14 protein-coding genes are annotated in these 17,448 nt (G+C 44.8%); 7 read left to right on the top strand and 7 right to left on the bottom strand.

Going from position 1 to position 17,448, the window contains the following annotated elements; translation table 11 throughout:
- Positions 1 to 64 precede the first annotated feature (64 nt).
- The gene (locus sps_RS13130; RefSeq protein WP_077752943.1) at positions 65 to 1,249 is read right to left on the bottom strand and encodes a membrane dipeptidase; all 1,185 of its coding nucleotides are present in this window, start codon (positions 1,247 to 1,249) and stop codon (positions 65 to 67) included.
- Between the two features lie 234 nt (positions 1,250 to 1,483).
- Between sps_RS13130 and sps_RS13125 the strand changes: the two genes are divergently transcribed.
- The 3 genes from sps_RS13125 (at position 1,484) to sps_RS13115 (ending at position 5,435) form a co-directional block, all read left to right on the top strand.
- A complete protein-coding gene (locus tag sps_RS13125) occupies positions 1,484 to 2,410 on the top strand; it encodes a TAXI family TRAP transporter solute-binding subunit (RefSeq protein WP_077752942.1) in 927 nt (308 codons plus the stop codon).
- Between the two features lie 163 nt (positions 2,411 to 2,573).
- A complete protein-coding gene (locus sps_RS13120) occupies positions 2,574 to 4,538 on the top strand; it encodes a TRAP transporter permease (RefSeq protein ID WP_218919646.1) in 1,965 nt (654 codons plus the stop codon).
- A gap of 297 nt (positions 4,539 to 4,835) precedes the next feature.
- Positions 4,836 to 5,435 carry an HD domain-containing protein gene (locus sps_RS13115; protein ID WP_218919645.1) on the top strand — a complete coding sequence of 200 codons (600 nt, stop codon included), beginning with the start codon at positions 4,836 to 4,838 and terminating at the stop codon, positions 5,433 to 5,435.
- 238 nt (positions 5,436 to 5,673) lie between these two features.
- On the opposite strand, the gene sps_RS13110 is transcribed toward sps_RS13115, so the two are convergent.
- Positions 5,674 to 7,044 carry an NAD-dependent succinate-semialdehyde dehydrogenase gene (locus sps_RS13110; RefSeq protein ID WP_077752941.1) on the bottom strand — a complete coding sequence of 457 codons (1,371 nt, stop codon included), beginning with the start codon at positions 7,042 to 7,044 and terminating at the stop codon, positions 5,674 to 5,676.
- A gap of 137 nt (positions 7,045 to 7,181) precedes the next feature.
- Here sps_RS13110 and sps_RS13105 point away from each other — a divergent pair, with 137 nt between their 5' ends.
- The 3 genes from sps_RS13105 to sps_RS13095 all read left to right on the top strand — a co-directional run bounded on the left by sps_RS13105 (position 7,182) and on the right by sps_RS13095 (position 10,291).
- The gene (locus sps_RS13105) at positions 7,182 to 8,081 is read left to right on the top strand and encodes a LysR family transcriptional regulator (protein WP_077755675.1); all 900 of its coding nucleotides are present in this window, start codon (positions 7,182 to 7,184) and stop codon (positions 8,079 to 8,081) included.
- Positions 8,082 to 8,272: 191 nt separating this feature from the next.
- Positions 8,273 to 9,325, top strand: a complete 1,053-nt coding sequence (locus sps_RS13100) for an alpha/beta hydrolase (RefSeq protein ID WP_077752940.1) — start codon at positions 8,273 to 8,275, stop codon at positions 9,323 to 9,325.
- A 246-nt stretch (positions 9,326 to 9,571) separates the two neighbouring features.
- Positions 9,572 to 10,291, top strand: coding sequence for an SDR family oxidoreductase (locus tag sps_RS13095; RefSeq protein ID WP_077752939.1), 720 nt, complete (start codon positions 9,572 to 9,574; stop codon positions 10,289 to 10,291).
- A 543-nt stretch (positions 10,292 to 10,834) separates the two neighbouring features.
- Here sps_RS13095 and sps_RS13090 read toward each other — a convergent pair.
- The 3 genes from sps_RS13090 to sps_RS13080 form a co-directional block, all read right to left on the bottom strand.
- Positions 10,835 to 11,989, bottom strand: coding sequence for a methionine aminotransferase (locus sps_RS13090; RefSeq protein ID WP_077752938.1), 1,155 nt, complete (start codon positions 11,987 to 11,989; stop codon positions 10,835 to 10,837).
- A 512-nt stretch (positions 11,990 to 12,501) separates the two neighbouring features.
- Positions 12,502 to 12,939, bottom strand: coding sequence for a SufE family protein (locus sps_RS13085; RefSeq protein ID WP_077752937.1), 438 nt, complete (start codon positions 12,937 to 12,939; stop codon positions 12,502 to 12,504).
- Positions 12,940 to 13,008: 69 nt separating this feature from the next.
- Positions 13,009 to 14,223, bottom strand: coding sequence for a cysteine desulfurase (locus sps_RS13080; RefSeq protein ID WP_077752936.1), 1,215 nt, complete (start codon positions 14,221 to 14,223; stop codon positions 13,009 to 13,011).
- Between the two features lie 201 nt (positions 14,224 to 14,424).
- Here sps_RS13080 and sps_RS13075 point away from each other — a divergent pair, with 201 nt between their 5' ends.
- Positions 14,425 to 15,042 (top strand): class I SAM-dependent methyltransferase, encoded by a 618-nt coding sequence (locus sps_RS13075; RefSeq protein WP_077752935.1) that lies wholly within the window; start codon positions 14,425 to 14,427, stop codon positions 15,040 to 15,042.
- 126 nt (positions 15,043 to 15,168) lie between these two features.
- On the opposite strand, the gene sps_RS13070 is transcribed toward sps_RS13075, so the two are convergent.
- Both sps_RS13070 and sps_RS13065 read right to left on the bottom strand, forming a co-directional pair.
- Positions 15,169 to 16,212, bottom strand: a complete 1,044-nt coding sequence (locus sps_RS13070; RefSeq protein WP_077752934.1) for an NADP(H)-dependent aldo-keto reductase — start codon at positions 16,210 to 16,212, stop codon at positions 15,169 to 15,171.
- Between the two features lie 167 nt (positions 16,213 to 16,379).
- Positions 16,380 to 17,339: a bifunctional helix-turn-helix transcriptional regulator/GNAT family N-acetyltransferase gene (locus sps_RS13065; protein WP_077752933.1), complete on the bottom strand. Its 960-nt coding sequence runs from the start codon at positions 17,337 to 17,339 to the stop codon at positions 16,380 to 16,382.
- Between the last annotated feature and the right edge of the window lie 109 nt (positions 17,340 to 17,448).

Here is a 17,448-nt window from a genome sequence, read left to right as displayed (position 1 = left end):
ATCCATAAGATTTTATAGTCTGACCAGTTCAGTTGAAGAGGTATCTACATTAATCAATGAGAGTTTACCCTAATACTTCTTTTAATACTCTTTGCCAATTGCCGCCCATGATCTTATCTCTGTCACTGCCACTAAATCCAGACTTAGCTAAGGCTGAATCTATGCGTTTCATACGGTGAATATGGTTGAGTTCGGGGATCACCACGTGTACTGGCTCAATATCATAGCCAAGTACATTCTTGGCTCGTAAACTGTGCCACCAATCGAGATACTGCTTTACGCCTGCTGCATTATTGTTGTTCAGCTTAAGCAGGTTATTCTGACCAGTAAGCGGATAGTCGTTGGCAATAGCAACGGCATCTATGCCAGCCACATTAGCCACATGCTTCAGGTGAGCAATGTAGTGCTCGGTAGTCGGTATTTTGTCGTTAGTGAGCCAGAAGCTCATCATAAATATGCCAAACAGGCCGCCAGTATCTGCGATAGCTTTGATAACCTCATCGGGTGAGCAGCGAGCATGATTGACGATGGCGCGCACGGCTCCGTGGCTTTGAACGATAGGGGAGTTCGATACCTTGGCCGTGTCCAACGCTGATTGCGGACTGGAATGACTGACATCGACTAAGATACGTTTATCGTTGAGCTTAGTGATTAACTGTTTGCCTGCTTGGGTCAGTGGTTTATTGAGCCCTTGACTCTTTTTATTACCCAGAGCGTCATCTGTTGATTGAGTATTATCTAAGGCGCCACCGCTAAATTTGTTGCCATAATGGTGAGTGAGTTGCAGTGCTCTAAGTCCTTTGTCATAAAACTCATCGACTTGACTCAAGCCTGAGCTAATACTGTTCTCGACACAATCCGCCCCTTGAATTTGAAAGAAAACCGCAGTTTTTCCAGTGTTGTGGGCGCGGGTAATATCGCTGCTGCTTGTACCCAGAATAAGCTTGTCAGGGTTATCATTCACTCGCGTGAGTGCTTTGGAGATACTCCTCATACACGCTTGGTAGGTGCGTTTATAGTTGGTGGTACCATCGGGCTGCTTTATGGCTTCAATATCGGATATATCACACAGGTAAGCATCGATGTTTGAGGCTTTTAAATCGGTGAGGTCATCGGGCAGAAAACATAGACCATCGATATAGAGGCGTTTCGTTTGCGTGGCAAGGGCCGAGAAGCTACCGAATTGGCTAAGCACACCGCCAGCTGCTATGGCTTTAATCAGTTGTCGTCTGTTCAGTTCGCGCTTCATATCTCTCCTGAGATTATGGTAAGGAAACACCCATAGTACATATGTTTTTTATTATTCCCATAAGCTTCATATTAACCTATCCACTTAGACTATTCGACATCTTGACTTTGACTTGCCCTTAAGTGACTATCGTTGCCAAATTGAAGTGAAAACGTACTAATAATCAACAGGTTCTGACTGATGAAGTTAAGAACTAAAAACAACAAATGTATTAAATTAATCAAGGGGAAAGCTATGTTTTATCGCGCGCTTGCACTCGCATTGCTGCTTATTTTACCTTCGGCTGTACAAGCTGAAAATTACTCTATCGGTACTGGCGGTCAAAGCGGTATCTATTATCCATTCGGTGGGGCGTTAGCCAAAGTTTGGTCCGACAAGGTGCCTGATGTAAACGTGAAAGCGGAAGTGACAGCGGCATCGGTTGAGAATACCATCAAGGTCGTGCGCGGTGACATGATTGCAGGTATTGCTATGGGGAACGTGGTACTCGATGCCTATAAAGGCGAAGGTAAATTTCGCAGCGAAATGCCAGTTAAAACCTTGTTTGCGCTTTATCCAAACCTAGTACATACCATAGCATTGGAAAAGTCCGGAATTAAATCTTTAGCCGATCTTAAGGGCAAGCGTATTTCCTTAGGTGCTCCGGCAAGCGGTACTGCGGTAACGGCTGCAGCTTTGCTGGCCTCTGTCGGTATTGATGTGAAGAAAGATATCGATGCGGTCTACTTAAATTATGGTGAGACTACCAATGCATTGGCCAATGGTCAGATTGATGCTGGTTTCATCGTTGGCGGACAAGGTGTTGGCGCAGTGACTCAAATTTCTCTGACTCATAAGATCAATCTTATTCCTGTATCCGATGCCGAAAGTGCTGCCTTCATCGAGACAAACCCGGCTTATAGCAAGTACACCATACCTGCTGATGTGTATAAGAACGTGGGAGCTGTGTCTACCTTGAGTGTATGGAACGTAGTTGTTGTCAGTGCCAAAATGAGTGATGAAATGGCCTATAACTTGACTAAGTCTGCGTTTGAAAACATGGGTGAAGTGCGTAAGGTTGTGAAAGTTGCCGAGGCGACCACACCTGAAAATGCCAACCGTTTAGCGGGTGTGCCACTGCATGCTGGTGCGCAGAAGTATCTGGATTCATTATCTAAGTAAGCTAATTACAATTTAAAAACTCAATGAGACAAAGGTAAAGGTAGCTTAATGAGTTACCTTTATTTTTTCTGATATACCCTTTTCATTTTTGTTGATGCCTAATGTAAACCTCTCTTTTCGTAAGCAAGGAGTCACTTTGGCATTAACCTATTGAGGACATGATATGACCCAAACTAATAATACTAAATTAGGTCATGCTGAACCTGTACTCGAAGATACTAAAGCTAATCATAGCTCAGTGACCATCGATACATCTCTGCCTTATGAATCAACGTTAAAAGTATTTGGCTATGTGATTCTAGCCATTGCAGTTGCTCTATCTGCGTTTCAGATTTGGCAGGGGATCACTTCCACCATTTCGGCGACTTACTTCAGGCCTGTGCATTTGTGCTGGGTGTTGGTGCTGATTTTCCTGCATTACCCGCTAGTGAACAATCGATACAGCAAACTCTACCTCCCGGGCCGAGTGTTTGATCTCGCGCTCTGTGGATTAACCTTGTTTGCCGCCTACCGAATGAGTATTTTTGATTATAACGATATTGATCATTTGCTCTATGGTTTGAAGGTGCCAGATTTAGTGGCGGGTTGTGCCCTGTTATTGCTCTTGATGGAAGGTTGTCGTCGTACTGTGGGTTGGGTGATGGTACTGATTGCTGCGCTGTTTCTATCCTACAGTGCCTTTGGTGACATGTTGCCAAGCGCGATTGCGACTAAGGCATATTCGCTGCAAGAACTCATCCAGTTTCAGATTTACTCCGCTAATGGGGTATTTGGCTCAGCCTTAGGCATTGCGGCCACGACGGTATTTATCTTCGTACTCTTCGGCGCCTTCTTAGAAGTGACCGGTGCGGGTAAATTCTTTATTGATCTATCATTCTCTATCGCAGGTAAGTATCGCGGTGGTCCAGCAAAGGCCGCGGTTTTGGCCTCGGCAGGTCTTGGTTCTATTTCGGGGTCTGCGATTGCCAATACTGTGACTACAGGCTCGGTGACCATACCTATGATGAAGAAGCTGGGTTATAAACCTGAACAGGCGGCGGGTATCGAAGCGGCTGCATCGACGGGCGGGCAGATTATGCCACCTATCATGGGGGCTGGCGCTTTTGTGATGGCGCAGTTTACCGGGGTCCCCTATAGCGAGATAATGTTAGCCTCTATTGCCCCGGCTATTCTCTACTTCTTCTGTACCTTGCTCTATGTACACTTGATGGCTTGTAAGTTAAACCTGCAGGCTGTGAGTCGCACCGAGGCCGTAATTTCTGTAATGAAACATGGTGCTCATCATCTTATTCCTCTGGGCTTGATCACCGCATTGCTGATGATGGCTTATTCGCCATTGTTGGTTGGTGTTGCTGGTTGTGCAGCCATATTAGTGACGGCTGCGCTGCGTAAACACAGCCGTATTGGCTTGACCAAGTTTATTCAGGGAATGAAAAACGGTGCTCTGATGGCACTACCAATTTCGGTGGCCTGTGGCGCGGCGGGGATTATCGTCGGTGTAGTGGGTCAGACTGGAATTGGCTTGCAGTTCACTCAGTTTGTGATGGAGTTTTCCGGCGGTTACATGCTACTGGCTCTCGGGCTCATCAGTATCGTAGCACTGGTGTTGGGCATGGGATTACCTGTGACCGCGGCTTATATCGTACTTGCCGTGATGGCCGTGCCCATGTTGGGGGACTTTGGTCTGCCCTTGTTGACGGCGCACCTGATTATTTTCTGGTTGTCTCAGACTTCAAATGTGACGCCGCCGATTGCATTGGCCGCCTTTGCTGCGGCTGGTGTGGCCAAGGCGAATCCAATGAAATCTTCGGTGGAGGCCTTTAAGCTTGCTGGTGGTCTGTTTATTATCCCTATCATGATGGCCTATACGGATCTGGTAAGTTCTGAGGCGAGTGTATTGGAGTTTGGTTTTGCTATCGCTCAGACAGCTGCAATCATACTGGCATTAGCGATATCCATCGAAGGGTATCTATTGCGGGTACTGTCTAATATGGAACGTGTTATCGCGCTAATGATGGTTCCCTTGATATTGTTCAATCCTTTTGGTGCAGGCTTCGTGGGAATACTAGTTATTTTAGGATTAATACTTTTGCAGTGGAGGAGTCGAGAGCTGGTTACGAGAACGTAATTGGCGCGGAGTTGGTTCCAATAAGAACAACTGCGAGTAAACACTGTTAATACCAATTGCTGTTATATCTTGAAAATCACCTAAGGCCTTCAGTCATCGACAGAAGGCCTTTTCTTTAACTGATGTCTTGTTCTGGAAGGTGTTTATTTACAATTTATTTTTGAAAGTGTGTAGAAGGTTGCCGTCTTTATCAATGACTATAGCCCCTATAATATCTGCTGAAGCTGATAGAAACGACACGCTTTTATCAGGATGGTGCAAGACGCAGTATCCTACATGACAGATTAAGGAGGACTAGTGAACAAAGCAGATTCAGTTAATGGTGATATCGAAAAGGTGCTGAGCTTTATCGTGGAGATCGAGAAGCTTAAGGATGTTAAGAGAAAAACCAGACCTGTTGGTCTTGACCGTTACGAGAATTCGGCCGAGCATAGCTGGCATGTGTGTATATCGGCTCTGATGCTTAAAGAGTTTGCTGATAAGCCTATCAATATCGATCGGGTCATCAAGATGCTACTCATACATGACTTAGGTGAGATAGATGCAGGGGATACCATCATCTATCAATCTGAAACTCAGGAAATGAAACAGAAAGAAGCGGCAGGCCTTAAGCGTATTCTAGATATCTTACCTGAGGGGCAGGCTGATACCTATATGGATCTGTGGTATGAGTTTGAGCTGGGTGAAACCGCCGATGCAAGTTTCGCCAAGGCAATCGACAGGGTGCCGCCTCTATTACATAATCTGCATGGCGAGGGTCATAGTTGGCGTGACAATAATGTGCCTAAAGAGAAGGTTTTTTCCGTCAATCGTCGTATAGCTAAAGGCAGTGAAGGGCTATGGTCTAGTCTGGAAAATAAGCTATCGGGTGCAGTGGAGACAGGTCTTATTAAATAGGCATATTTCGACTGCGAAATTCTTCTATTCTGAGCCGATTAAGGTACGTCGAGCTGAAGTCATAATCGTTATTCTGAACAAAGCTGAGTAGAGGTGACTTAAAGGTTGAACGTGGCGGATGTTCTAAAGCACAAAAGATATGGCTGTCCCGTCTTTTTCTTTTGATTCATCTACTCGCAATTTCATAATTTCTTTCTCCCAAAAACCAGAAGCCTCCGTTTGGAGGCTTCCTTTGAGATTAAAGTGAACGTACAAGCTTTTTGTTTACAAATTCATCCATACCGGCACGGCCTAGTTCACGACCAAAACCTGAGTGTTTCACTCCACCAAAAGGTAGGCATGGCTCAGAGATAGTAAAGCTATTGATGAATGACACACCGGTTTCAAGTTTGGATGCGATAGCACGAGCTTTATTTTCATCACGAGAGAAGATAGATGAGCTCAAGCCATAAGAACTGTTATTGGCAAGCTCAATGGCTTGTTGTTCTGATGACACTTTGTAAACCACTGCAATGGGTCCAAACAATTCACGGTCAAAGACATCCATTTTCTCCGTTACATCCGCCAAGATAGTTGGTTTTAACCATGCACCAGGTAACGGCTCACGTTCACCACCAAGAACTAATGTTGCCCCTTGTTTAACGGCGTTATGAACTTGTTCGAGTAAAGATTGACACTCTTTCTCACTCACGAGTGGCGCATAATCAGTCGACATATTCATCGGATCGCCCGCTTTCATAGCAGCCATTTTTTGCGTAAACAGAGTCATGAACTCATCGTAAACCTGTGCCGCAATAATGAATCGTTTGGCACCTGTACAAACCTCACCAGAGTTAAACATTTTTGCAATTAACGCTAAGTCGGCGGCTTTTTCTACATCGGCATCCGCAAGAACAATAAATGGGTCGTTGCCACCTAGCTCCATCACAACTTTCTTAAGATATTTGCCTGCCAGAGCCGCAACGGTAGATCCAGCTCGTTCACTCCCAGTTAGAGATACCCCTTGAACACGCTTGTCACTAATCACTAACTCCGACTGATAAGCTGACATCAACAGGTTATTGATAACACCGTGTGGGAAGCCAGCGTCTTTAAACAGCTCTGTAAGTGCGATGGCACACTGAGGAACATTAGAAGCGTGCTTAAATAGCACTGTATTGCCAGCCATCAAGTTAGGCACTGCAAAACGGATTATTTGGTAGAATGGGAAGTTCCAAGGCATAACACCGAAAATAACCCCCATAGGTAGGCTTTCAATATGTGCAGTTCCTTGTTCAACATCCAAAATAGGCTGTGGTTTTAAGAACTCCGCCGCGTTGTTGGCATAGTAACGACACATATCTACGCAGTTTGGAATTTCCCATTCAACACCTTCTCTAAACAGTTTTCCCATCTCTTTTGTCATTAGAGCTGAGTAGTGGCTAGCATTCTTTTCTAGTAAATCAGCCACATTGAGGAGTAACTGTGAACGCTGTTCAATAGCAGTGTTGCTCCACTCTAGGAATGCCGAGTGAGAGTCACTTATTGCTTGCTTGATCTCTGCATTAGAAATTGCTTCAAAACCTTGTTCAACTTGGTTGGTGTAAGGGTTTAGAGTTTGAATGGCCATTTTAATATTCTCCAAAAGGTTTGCTATTCATGCTGTGTTTTAACGAATGAGATAATAAATCAGGTCACTTTGTTGATATATGCGGCAATGGTTGATTTACTGTTGTTATATGATTACAAATGAAATGGGAGAGAGTCGTGATAAACAATATCAACTTGGCGGATATTCGTTCTTTTGTGCTGATTGCACAGTTAGGTAATTTCACTAAAGCGGCGGAAGCGCTGAATGTATCGCGCTCGCATGTATCGCGCCAGATAAGCTCACTTGAAAAGAACATGAAAGTGACGCTACTTACTCGTACAACTCGAAGTCTAAAACTTACTCAAGCGGGCGAACGCTTTTACCAACAATGTGAAAAAGCGATTAATGGGATTGACCAAGCACTTATCGCCGCAGTGGATGATACAGAAGAAGTGCGGGGACTGATCCGAGTTAATTGTGTCGGAGGTTACATCGGTGAGCGGATCATCTCCAAGTATGTGGCTGAGTTCATGATAGAGCACCCTCATATTCAAGTTCACCTCGATTTTAGTAGTCATCGAATCGATTTAATCCAAGACGACTTCGATATTGCCTTTCGAATGGGGCTGTTGGAAGACTCCGGCTTTATTGCCAAGAAACTGATGGACATTGACGTGGTAACCTTAGCGAGCCCAAGTTACGTCAACAAATATGGCAATCCTGAATACCCAAGTGAACTGAGCGAGCACCGATGTTTGACCGGCTCAGTTAAACGCTGGAGTTTTGAGTCGGATGAGAATGCCGATGAGCAAGTGGGGATCAGTGTTGAAGGGAATCTGGTTTCTAAGAACGGATATGCTTTGATCACCAATGCGATGGCTGGAAACGGCATTATTCGTGTGCCTCGTATGTACTGCGCTGATGCTATTGAACAGGGGATCTTGGTGGAAATACTGCCCAAATGGCATATTCCATCGGTGTTATTTTCTGCGGTTTACCATAGAGATAAATATCAGCCTAAACGTTTAAGAGCCTTCATTGACTTTATCAAGCAGAGATTTGAGTCGGATTTCTAGGGAAAAGCTCTGCTTTCTGTCTAGACTAATAAGGATCGTGTACACGAATAACACAAAATAGTTCGCTGAATTTAGCTTTATTGTTGACTAATAGGTTACATAGCTGTGCATTGTGACCTATATATCTACAATAAATCACTCCATATAATTCGACTCGTTTTCTAAACAACTTGAATTTAATTGGAGAAAAAATGAAAAAGTTAAAATTAATGAGCCTTTCTTTAGTCGCTACAGCAATGCTAAGTGCAGCGCCTGCAATCGCTCAAAGCAACTTCCTAGGTGATGAGTACCAAGCAGGGAAAAATAAAGTCGCTTTTCTCAGTGAAAATGTCCACATCGCTGGGAACGTATTTCTACCGCCTCACTACGACGAAAATAAAAGCTATCCAGCGATTGTTGTGATCACCCCTGCAAGCGGTGTTAAAGAACAAACGGCTGGGATTTATGCACAGAAGATGGCAAAAGAAGGTTACATCACATTAGCATTCGATCACCGAACTTACGGTGAAAGTGGTGGCTATCCTCGCGGTATGGAAAATGCGCCAATGAAAGTGGAAGACATCAAAAATGCGATTACCTTCCTAAGTAACTTCCCAGGTGTAGATCCTGAGCGTGTTGGAGAGCTGGGTATCTGTTCTGGTGCTGGTTACAGCATACAAGTTGCAATACAAGACACACGTTTAGACTCTGTTGCGACCGTAAGTGGTTTTGTCGACTTTACTGATTATGGTATGGGCGGCGCTACGCAATATATGGATCAGCTTACCGGTGACCCAATTGAGCAGTACCGCCAGCAGATCAAAATGGCAAGTGATGCTCGCCAAAAATATTACGAAACAGGTGAAGTTGTATTAGTTGATGGTATTCCGTCGGCAGAGAAAGCTAAATCAATGAACGAATTTTGGGTACGAGCGGCTGACTATTATCGCAACCCAGAACGTGGTGCCGCGGCAGAAAACTACAGCCCGCTTCGCGCCGCGATGTCATTGGATACGCGTTATGCATTTAACCCATCGGAAAACATGGAACTCATTGGTGATACGCCATTCTTAGCGATTGTGGGGACAGAGGCATTAACGGCTTATTTTAGTGAAGTTGCGGTAAAACGAGGGACTGAAGCAGGCAAAAATGTGCAACTCTTTGAAATTGAAGGCGCTCAACACTTTGATCTTTATGATCAAGATAAGTATGTAAATCAAGCTATTGATAAGTTGGACGATTTTTTCTCAAAGACCTTACGTTAATTAGCTCTTAGTGAACAAAGCTATCGTTTAGTTGCTCTTTTTGGCCTGTAAAACGCTGGTTTGTTTCGTTTTTATCTATTGGAAATTGGAAGTGTATTTAATCGTTAAATGTGGCCCTTACAATTGTTGCTGTATGGAAACAGTTATTTGATTTAATGGCTATATATCAACTAAGGGTATTCTCTTAATATACCCCCATCGCAACAAACCACGTTGCTTCTTAATTGAATATTTGGAGATTTAAAAATGAAAAAGTTAGTTGTTATTACAGGTGCAAGTTCTGGTATTGGTGAAGCAATCGCACGTCGCATGAGTAATGCTGGTCACCCACTGCTTCTTCTGGCTCGTCGTGTCGATCGCCTCGAAGCACTAAATCTACCAAACACGATATGTGAGAAGGTAGACGTGACTGATAAAGCCTCTTTTGAAGCCGCCATTGCAAAAGCAGAAGAGGTTTACGGCGAAACAGATTGTATCGTTAACAACGCGGGTATGATGCTACTCGGCGAACTTGCTGACCAAGGCGCATCGGAGTGGAAAACCATGTTCGATGTAAACGTAATTGGTCTAATGAACGGCATGCAAGCGGTACTTGCACCAATGAAAGCGCGTCAGTCTGGTACTATCATTAATGTTAGCTCGATTGCTGGTCGTAAGACATTCCCCAACCATGCAGCATACTGTGGTACTAAATTCGCGGTACACGCTATCTCTGAAAATGTACGCGAAGAAGTTGCAGGCTCAAACGTTCGTGTCACTACGATTGCACCGGGGGCGGTTGAAACTGAACTGTTATCTCACACAACTTCTGATGAGATCAAAGAAGGCTACGAAGCATGGAAAGAGAGTATGGAAGGCGTGTTAGTCGCTGACGACATAGCTCGCACAGTTGAGTTTGCATATCAGCAGCCACAAGGCGTTTGTATTCGTGAGATTGTTATTGCTGCGACTCGTCAGCAGCCATAATGATTTAAAGGTATTACTTTCTTATTGAGCCTCGCGTTGCCGAGGCTCTTTCTTTATCTGACACACCAATAACCATTAATACAATTAGCCTAGGTTGGATCGAAACGTCTGATTATGAAAGCTTGTGTAAGCAACTTTCCTTTAGATGAGTTGGGAAGCTAAAAGATATTGTTAATGCTTGCTTATTTTTAACTGTAATTCATTTATGTCCACAAATGAGTGACTGAATACCCGCCATCCAAAGTCGAAGAGATAAATACTCAGATGTAAACGCGGCTGTGACCGTCCGTGACAAAGATGCCACGGCAGAGACTATCGCGCCGTGTAATAAAAGTGTTTGCATATACGTTGTTCACAGGCTCCTGCCACCACGACATTGGTGCATCCATGCTCGGCACTCGACGGACAAGCGTTAGACAACAATGCAGCTATGGTTCTTAGCAAGCTAAACAAGTATTAAAGCAGTTCATGAATCATTGCTAAAAAGGCATTTTAAACTTGTTATCTGACAAGTGAGTCAATATTAGTAGCGGACAATACTTGCTACAAAGCACTTAGCTTTTCGGCGGCTTGAATCAATGTTCTATCCTCTTTAGCAAAGCATAGGCGAATGACTCTATCTCCGGGGGCTGTTTGGTAAAACACACTGAGTGGGATTGCAGCTACGCCAATCTCTTTGACTAGATATTCACAAAATGACATGTCGTCTAGTCCTGAGATCTCTGAGTAATCTAGCAGCAAAAAATAGGTGCCTTCGCTGGGTAAAATCGTAAAGCGGCTATTTTGCAGTGCATTAACTAACACGTCTCTCTTATGTTGATAAAAAGGGGCGAGTGCTGTGATATGTTCAGGCTCTTCGGCCAGCATATCTGTTAACGCCAGTTGCGCAGGGGTGAAGCTTGAAAAGGTGATATATTGGTGAATCTTCCTAAATTCTTGTGTCAGCGTCTCGGGGGCTACGCAGTAACCCATCTTCCAGCCAGTACAATGGAACGTTTTGCCAAAACTAGAGATAACAAAAGCGCGTGAAAAAAGTTCAGCATCGCTCAATACACTGATGTGTGGTGTCCCTTCAAAGGTGATATGTTCATATACCTCATCACTTATTATCAGCAGATCATGTTCGATCACTAATGCCTTTAATTCATCGAAGTCAGCTTGCTTTAACGTTTTTGCGCTGGGGTTATGGGGCGTGTTGATAATAATTGCGCGGGTTTTATCGGTGATAGCAGCGGCTACCAACGGCCAGTTTATGGCATAATCTGGCGCCTGCATTGGTATATGCACCGCACGGCCTCCGGCCAGTTCAATGGCGGGTTTATAGGAGTCATAAGCCGGATCGAAGATGATTATCTCGTCTCCTAGATGGGTGATGGCCTGTATTGCGACAAACAATGCTTCGGTCGCTCCCGAAGTCACGGTTACCGTATCTTTTGAGTTTACATCTACGCCATACTTACGCCCGATAAGGGAGGCAATTTGAGTCTGTAGTGGTGCAAGTCCAGAGGAGGGGGCGTACTGATTAAAACCTTGATCGCAGTATTTGGCCAAACCTTGCTTTAACAGTTTAGGCGCATCGAACTCGGGAAAGCCTTGAGAGAGGTTAATGGCATTGTATTGATTTGCCAGCCCTGACATATAAGTAAATATGCTGGTGCCTAAGTGCGGTAATTTACTGCTGTGCGCTAAAGTCTTCAATGGAATCCTCTCTGATTGTAAACAACTCTACTCACTGAGTTTTTGCATCTCTTTGTGATGTCATCATATTCTAAATTAACATAATTAGATATTAGTCAAATAAGCTAGTCAAATGATGCTACTTAGGTAACAAGCAATACAGATTTAAGCACATTTCATTTACCACAGAGAGAACTGAGGGCAAGGATAAGTAACAGATACACACTGAAAAGAGTGATGGAAACGTTTGTACATCAGGTCACTCATTCACAGCTTTTGATTTTGGGATTACCTGTGTAGATGCAGCTGTAGCCGTTGATGGCAAGGGTGCCATCGTCGAGCTTACAAGGATGTACTTGCTGCGCGCTACAGAAATATCTGCACATACGCCTGCTGCAAGCAATAAATAACAATAATGCTATGGTACTTAGTAAACTAATCAAGTAACAGTAAAGCCCAATGAACCCAATCAAAAAAGATATTTACTACTTGTTATCAGACAGGTTAAGCCTATTTGTTATCTAACAAGTCAGTCAGACTGATGCTTTAATTGCCTTAGCCAAGGCAAACAATCCATTGGTGCGTGAGGGACTAAGCTGTCCAGTTAGCCCAAGCTTATCGAAGTAGGCATCAATATCGAAAGCCGCTATCTCTGCTGAACTCTTACCATGGCAAGCGGTGAGTAGCAGTGCCACCAGGCCTTTGACTATGCGGGCATCGCTGTCGGCGAGGTAGTAATGTTTTCCGTCGATTTCACTATGATACAGCCAGGCATTACTCTCGCATCCTCTGACTTGGGCTTGCTCCACACGAAATTCATCTTCCAGCTTAGGTAAGCTCTTGCCAAGGAGCATTATCTGACGATAGCGCTCCTGCCAGTTGTTGGCGTTTTCGAATCGAGGCAATATCTCACTGCTATCGAGTTTAAGTGTTAAAAATGTCTCTGTGGCTGGCTGTACTGCTGAGCTCATAAAATTGACCTGAATTAGTTACCTTGAATGATGTTTAAATAACATAGCTAGAAGCTATAGCTGATTTCGTTAATCTAACAACATCTCTTTTACCGACGCTAAAGCCTCTATAAAGCGATCGATATCTTCTTTACTGGTATAGACGCCTATTGATGCCCGGCAGCAGCCCTTAATGCCTAAGCTCTGCATCAAAGGCATGGCACAGTGATGGCCACAGCGAACGGCGATCCCTTGTTGATCCAGTAATATCCCCACATCTTGATGATGTTCACTGGCCAAATTAAAGGCGACGGCACCGATGTTGTTTTTGTTGGCACCGTAGAGGTGAATATCGCCTAAACCTGTTAATTGATTTTGCAGATAAGCCAACAGTGTTTGTTCTCTTTGAGCCGTTTCAGCTTTAGGGAGGGCAAGGATAAAGTCTATCGCCGCCCCAAGGCCGATAACTTCGGCTATGGGCGGTGTGCCGGCTTCGAGTCTGTTGGGTAAAATATTAAACTCAGTCACATCGAAGCTGACGGCCTTTATCATCTCACCGCCAGTCATCATAGGCTCGAGCTTATCGAGAATATCGAAACGCCCATAGAGCACACCTATGCCCGTTGGGCCATACATCTTGTGGCCGGAGAACACATAGAAATCACAACCTATGGCCTGTACATCGATCTCCAGATGGGCGATAGCTTGAGCTCCGTCGACTAAGGTGATAGCACCGGTCGCCTTGGCCTTAGCGACTAAATTATTCACTGGGTTAAGCGTGCCCAGAGCGTTGGATACATGGCATAGAGCCACGATGGCTGGCTTTTGTTTGAGCAGCTCTTCATAAGCCAGTTCATCGATTCGGCAATCATCAGTCAGCGGGATTGGTTTGATGATGGCACCGCTACGCTTAGCGAGTTCTTGCCAGGGGACGATGTTGGCATGATGAGCGGCAGTGTCTATTAAGATGATATCGCCTGATTGTATTTGATTAATCAGGCCATGGGTGACCATATTGATCGACTCTGTGGTGCCGTGGGTAAAGATGATCTCTTCACGACGGCTGGCCTTGATAAAGCCCTTTAGCTGATCGCGTACCGCTTCATATTGAGACGTGGCTCTGGACGAGAGCTGGTGTGCGGCTCGGTGAACATTGGCATTATTGTTATGATAATACTGAGTCATGGCATCTATGACTCTATTGGGCTTCTGGCTAGTAGCTGCCGTGTCCAGATAACACAGAGGGTATCCCTCTAAGGTCTGCTCGAGTGTAGGAAATTGAGCACGCAGCTGGGGAAAGTCCATTGTTCGGTCCGGTAGTTCATCATAAGAGAAAGGCACCTAGATCTTCGGAGATTTAGGCGGCTAATGCAAGTGGCTTTTGAGTTGGATTATTTGCATTGTGTTCTTGATGAATCTGATTACATTGTTTAGCAATCTTTTCAAACCTACTTTTGCTAGAGTTTCGTTAGTTTGCCAGAGATGAAAGTTACCTAGGGAGTAAAAATGCAATCAAAAACGCATTGGGAGAAGGTCTATTCAACCAAAGATGAAGATGAGGTTAGTTGGTTTCAAGAACATGCAGAACTCTCATTGAAATTGATCCAGAATTCGGATGCAAGCAAGAGTGCCTCAATCATAGATGTCGGAGGGGGAGCCTCTACACTTGTCGATGACCTTTTAGATAACGGCTATCGCAATATTAGTGTGCTGGATCTCTCTGCAGCGGCGCTTGCCAAAGCTCAAAATAGGCTGGGCGAGCAAGCGTCGAATGTGACTTGGCTTGAGGCTAATGTGATTGAAGCCGAATACCCCCATCATGGCTATGATGTCTGGCATGATAGGGCTGTGTTTCACTTTCTCAATACGCTTGAAGAACGTCAGGCATATGTGAAAGCCGTGCTTCATGCCGTGAAGCCTGGCGGTTTAGTTATCGTGGCCACTTTTGCAGAGAATGGCCCTACTATGTGCAGTGGACTTCCCGTAAAGCGTTATAGCGCCGATGAACTCCATGAAGAGTTTGGAGAACCTTTCTCTTTGCTAGGCCATGAGAAGGAGTCCCATCAAACGCCTGGTGGCAGCGAACAGCATTTCGTCTACTGCTTTTGTAGAAAATTGGCGTAGAAAAGAGAGAGGAGTGACTAACTAGTTAGTCACTCCATTTATGGAAGGTATGGTCTGTCTCACTGTATTTTTCTTATTTGTGATTGTTATTTTACAACTTTATTGGTTGAGCTGTTTATTGGTAGGCTATGGGCAAGGCAGCCGATAGGTTTGCGCCAGCTCATCTAGCCTTATCATTAGCTCTGGAGAAATACAGGTGTTGATGCTGTTGATATTCTCTTTTAACTGCTTAACACTGGTGGCTCCTATGATGTTTGAGGCGACGAATTTTCGTGAGGTGACGAAGGCTAATGACATCTGTGCCGGACTCAGCTTGAATTCACGAGCAAGCTCTACATAGGCTTTGGTGGCTTCGAGCGCGATTTGGGTACCGGTATAACGAGAGAAACGTTTAAACAAGGTGAGTCTGGCACCTTCGGGCCACTTATCGTCAAGGTATTTACCTGTCAGTGCACCAAATGCCAAGGGAGAGTATGCCAGTAAGGGCACTTCTTCACGGTGACTTATCTCAGCCAAGCCAACTTCAAAACTGCGGTTAAGCAAGTTATAGGGGTTTTGCACGCTGATGACTCTAGGTAAATCGTGTTTCTCGGCGAGCTGAAGATACTTCATCAAGCCCCAAGGGGTTTCATTGGATACACCGATATAACGGATTTTTCCTGCCGTCACTAAAGAGGCCAAGGCTTCTAAAGTTTCTATGATAGGAGTTTGCTTCTCGTTGTCATCGACTTGTTGATAGGACAACTCACCGAAGAAGTTGGTATTTCTGTCTGGCCAATGGATCTGATACAGATCTATGGTGTCTATCTTTAGCCGCTCTAGGCTAGCGTCGACCGCTTCATGAATATTGCGCCAGTCCAGAGCCATATTTGGGCGGATGTAGTCACTCTTCGGACCAGGAGCAGATACCTTAGTGGCGATGACCAGCTTGTCTCTGTTGCCGCTTTTTTGCAGGTAGTTACCGAGAATTCGCTCCGTCTCGCCCTGAGTGTCGGCCTTGGGAGGAACCGGATACATCTCGGCGGTGTCGATAAAGTTGATGCCTTCGCCAATAGCATAATCTAGCTGAGAGAAGGCTTCGGCTTGTGTGTTCTGTTCACCCCAGGTCATGGTGCCTAAACAGAGTTCACTGACTTCAAGGTTGGAATGTGGGATACGACGATATTCCATAAAATCTCCACGGTTACTTTTGTTTGTTATTTAGACTCGTTATTTGGGCGCATATTTTGGCTCAAGAGTGCGCTTACTATCATTTGAGGCTAACAAGCTTTCATAGGAAAGACTAGGGAAATAAAGATCTTAGTTCCTATCTCCTAGGCTCTAGGAACTAGTACCTTTTATAACTTTAACAACATGGGCATCTCGCAGGCATCGTGACCTGTATCGCCCAGATGAGAGTCTAAATGCTTAAACCCGATAGACTCATAGAGTTTTACCGCTTCACTTAGTTCCGCGGTAGTTTCCAGGTAACAAGAGCTAAATCCCAGCTCGCGGGCGAAGTCGAGTGCCAGATAAGCAAGGCGTTTGGCAAATCCCTTGCCTCGAAGCGCTTGACTGAAGTACATCTTCTGTAGTTCGCACACTCGATCCGGGATTGCTGTGGGTTTAACTTTGGTTGTTATTACTAAAGGCGCAATTCCACCACCACCTAAGAGTTCACCGTCTTTCTCTATGACCCAATAACAGGCATCACGTGCTTGGTATTGTTGGCTAAGAATGTCTAAGGTGGGATCTGCCACGCTATAACCTTTATCTGAGGTGAGGCCATATTCTGCTGAGACTGTTCGTATCACCTCGGCCATTGGGGCATTATCTTCAGGGGTTATCACCCTAAGTTGATATTCTTGCTGAAGCCGAGAACGATGAATAGCCTTGTGGTATAAGGTCATTGCAGTTTCAATCTGCTGGGTTTCCGAGGGGGATAACTGGGATAAAATTTCATTGAAGATGATGTTTTGTTGATGATCTAACTTTTGTAGTAATTTTCGCCCTTGGGGAGTCAAGTGGGCCAGTAGGCTGCGACTGTCTCTGGGATTGCTCTTGGTATGAGCAAACCGCTTCTCAACTAGGTGGCTAACGGCGCGACTCGCATTGGATTTATCGATATTAAGGATTTGCGCCAATTTTTTAATCGATATTGCTCCGTGGCTGATTTCGATAAGCGCATGGGCTTGGACTGGAGATAGTGGTAGGTCGCCGCAAGCAGAGTTAAGCATGCCAAGTTGTCGCACAATATGGCGAGATACGGTTCTGAGTTCAGAACCTTGATGGTTAGTTGGTCTATTATCGTCTGTCATACCCTGTTCCTGCAATTTATCTTGTCTGAATCGACATTCGTTATCTTGGTCAGAAATAACGTTTTCATCCGGAGCTAACGTAACTGTTATATTTGAATGAAAAATGGTT

This window comes from Shewanella psychrophila (assembly GCF_002005305.1).
Lineage (GTDB): Bacteria > Pseudomonadota > Gammaproteobacteria > Enterobacterales > Shewanellaceae > Shewanella > Shewanella psychrophila.
This window is presented reverse-complemented; position numbering and strand designations above follow the sequence as displayed.

Coding starts and splice junctions, on each gene's coding strand:
- sps_RS13100 (WP_077752940.1), top strand. CDS start 8,273: ATGAAAAAGTTAAAATTAATGAGCCTTTCTTTAGTCGCTACAGCAATG.
- sps_RS13110 (WP_077752941.1), bottom strand. CDS start 7,044: ATGGCCATTCAAACTCTAAACCCTTACACCAACCAAGTTGAACAAGGT.
- sps_RS13120 (WP_218919646.1), top strand. CDS start 2,574: ATGACCCAAACTAATAATACTAAATTAGGTCATGCTGAACCTGTACTC.
- sps_RS13075 (WP_077752935.1), top strand. CDS start 14,425: ATGCAATCAAAAACGCATTGGGAGAAGGTCTATTCAACCAAAGATGAA.
- sps_RS13085 (WP_077752937.1), bottom strand. CDS start 12,939: ATGAGCTCAGCAGTACAGCCAGCCACAGAGACATTTTTAACACTTAAA.
- sps_RS13070 (WP_077752934.1), bottom strand. CDS start 16,212: ATGGAATATCGTCGTATCCCACATTCCAACCTTGAAGTCAGTGAACTC.
- sps_RS13130 (WP_077752943.1), bottom strand. CDS start 1,249: ATGAAGCGCGAACTGAACAGACGACAACTGATTAAAGCCATAGCAGCT.
- sps_RS13080 (WP_077752936.1), bottom strand. CDS start 14,223: ATGGACTTTCCCCAGCTGCGTGCTCAATTTCCTACACTCGAGCAGACC.
- sps_RS13065 (WP_077752933.1), bottom strand. CDS start 17,339: ATGACAGACGATAATAGACCAACTAACCATCAAGGTTCTGAACTCAGA.
- sps_RS13095 (WP_077752939.1), top strand. CDS start 9,572: ATGAAAAAGTTAGTTGTTATTACAGGTGCAAGTTCTGGTATTGGTGAA.
- sps_RS13125 (WP_077752942.1), top strand. CDS start 1,484: ATGTTTTATCGCGCGCTTGCACTCGCATTGCTGCTTATTTTACCTTCG.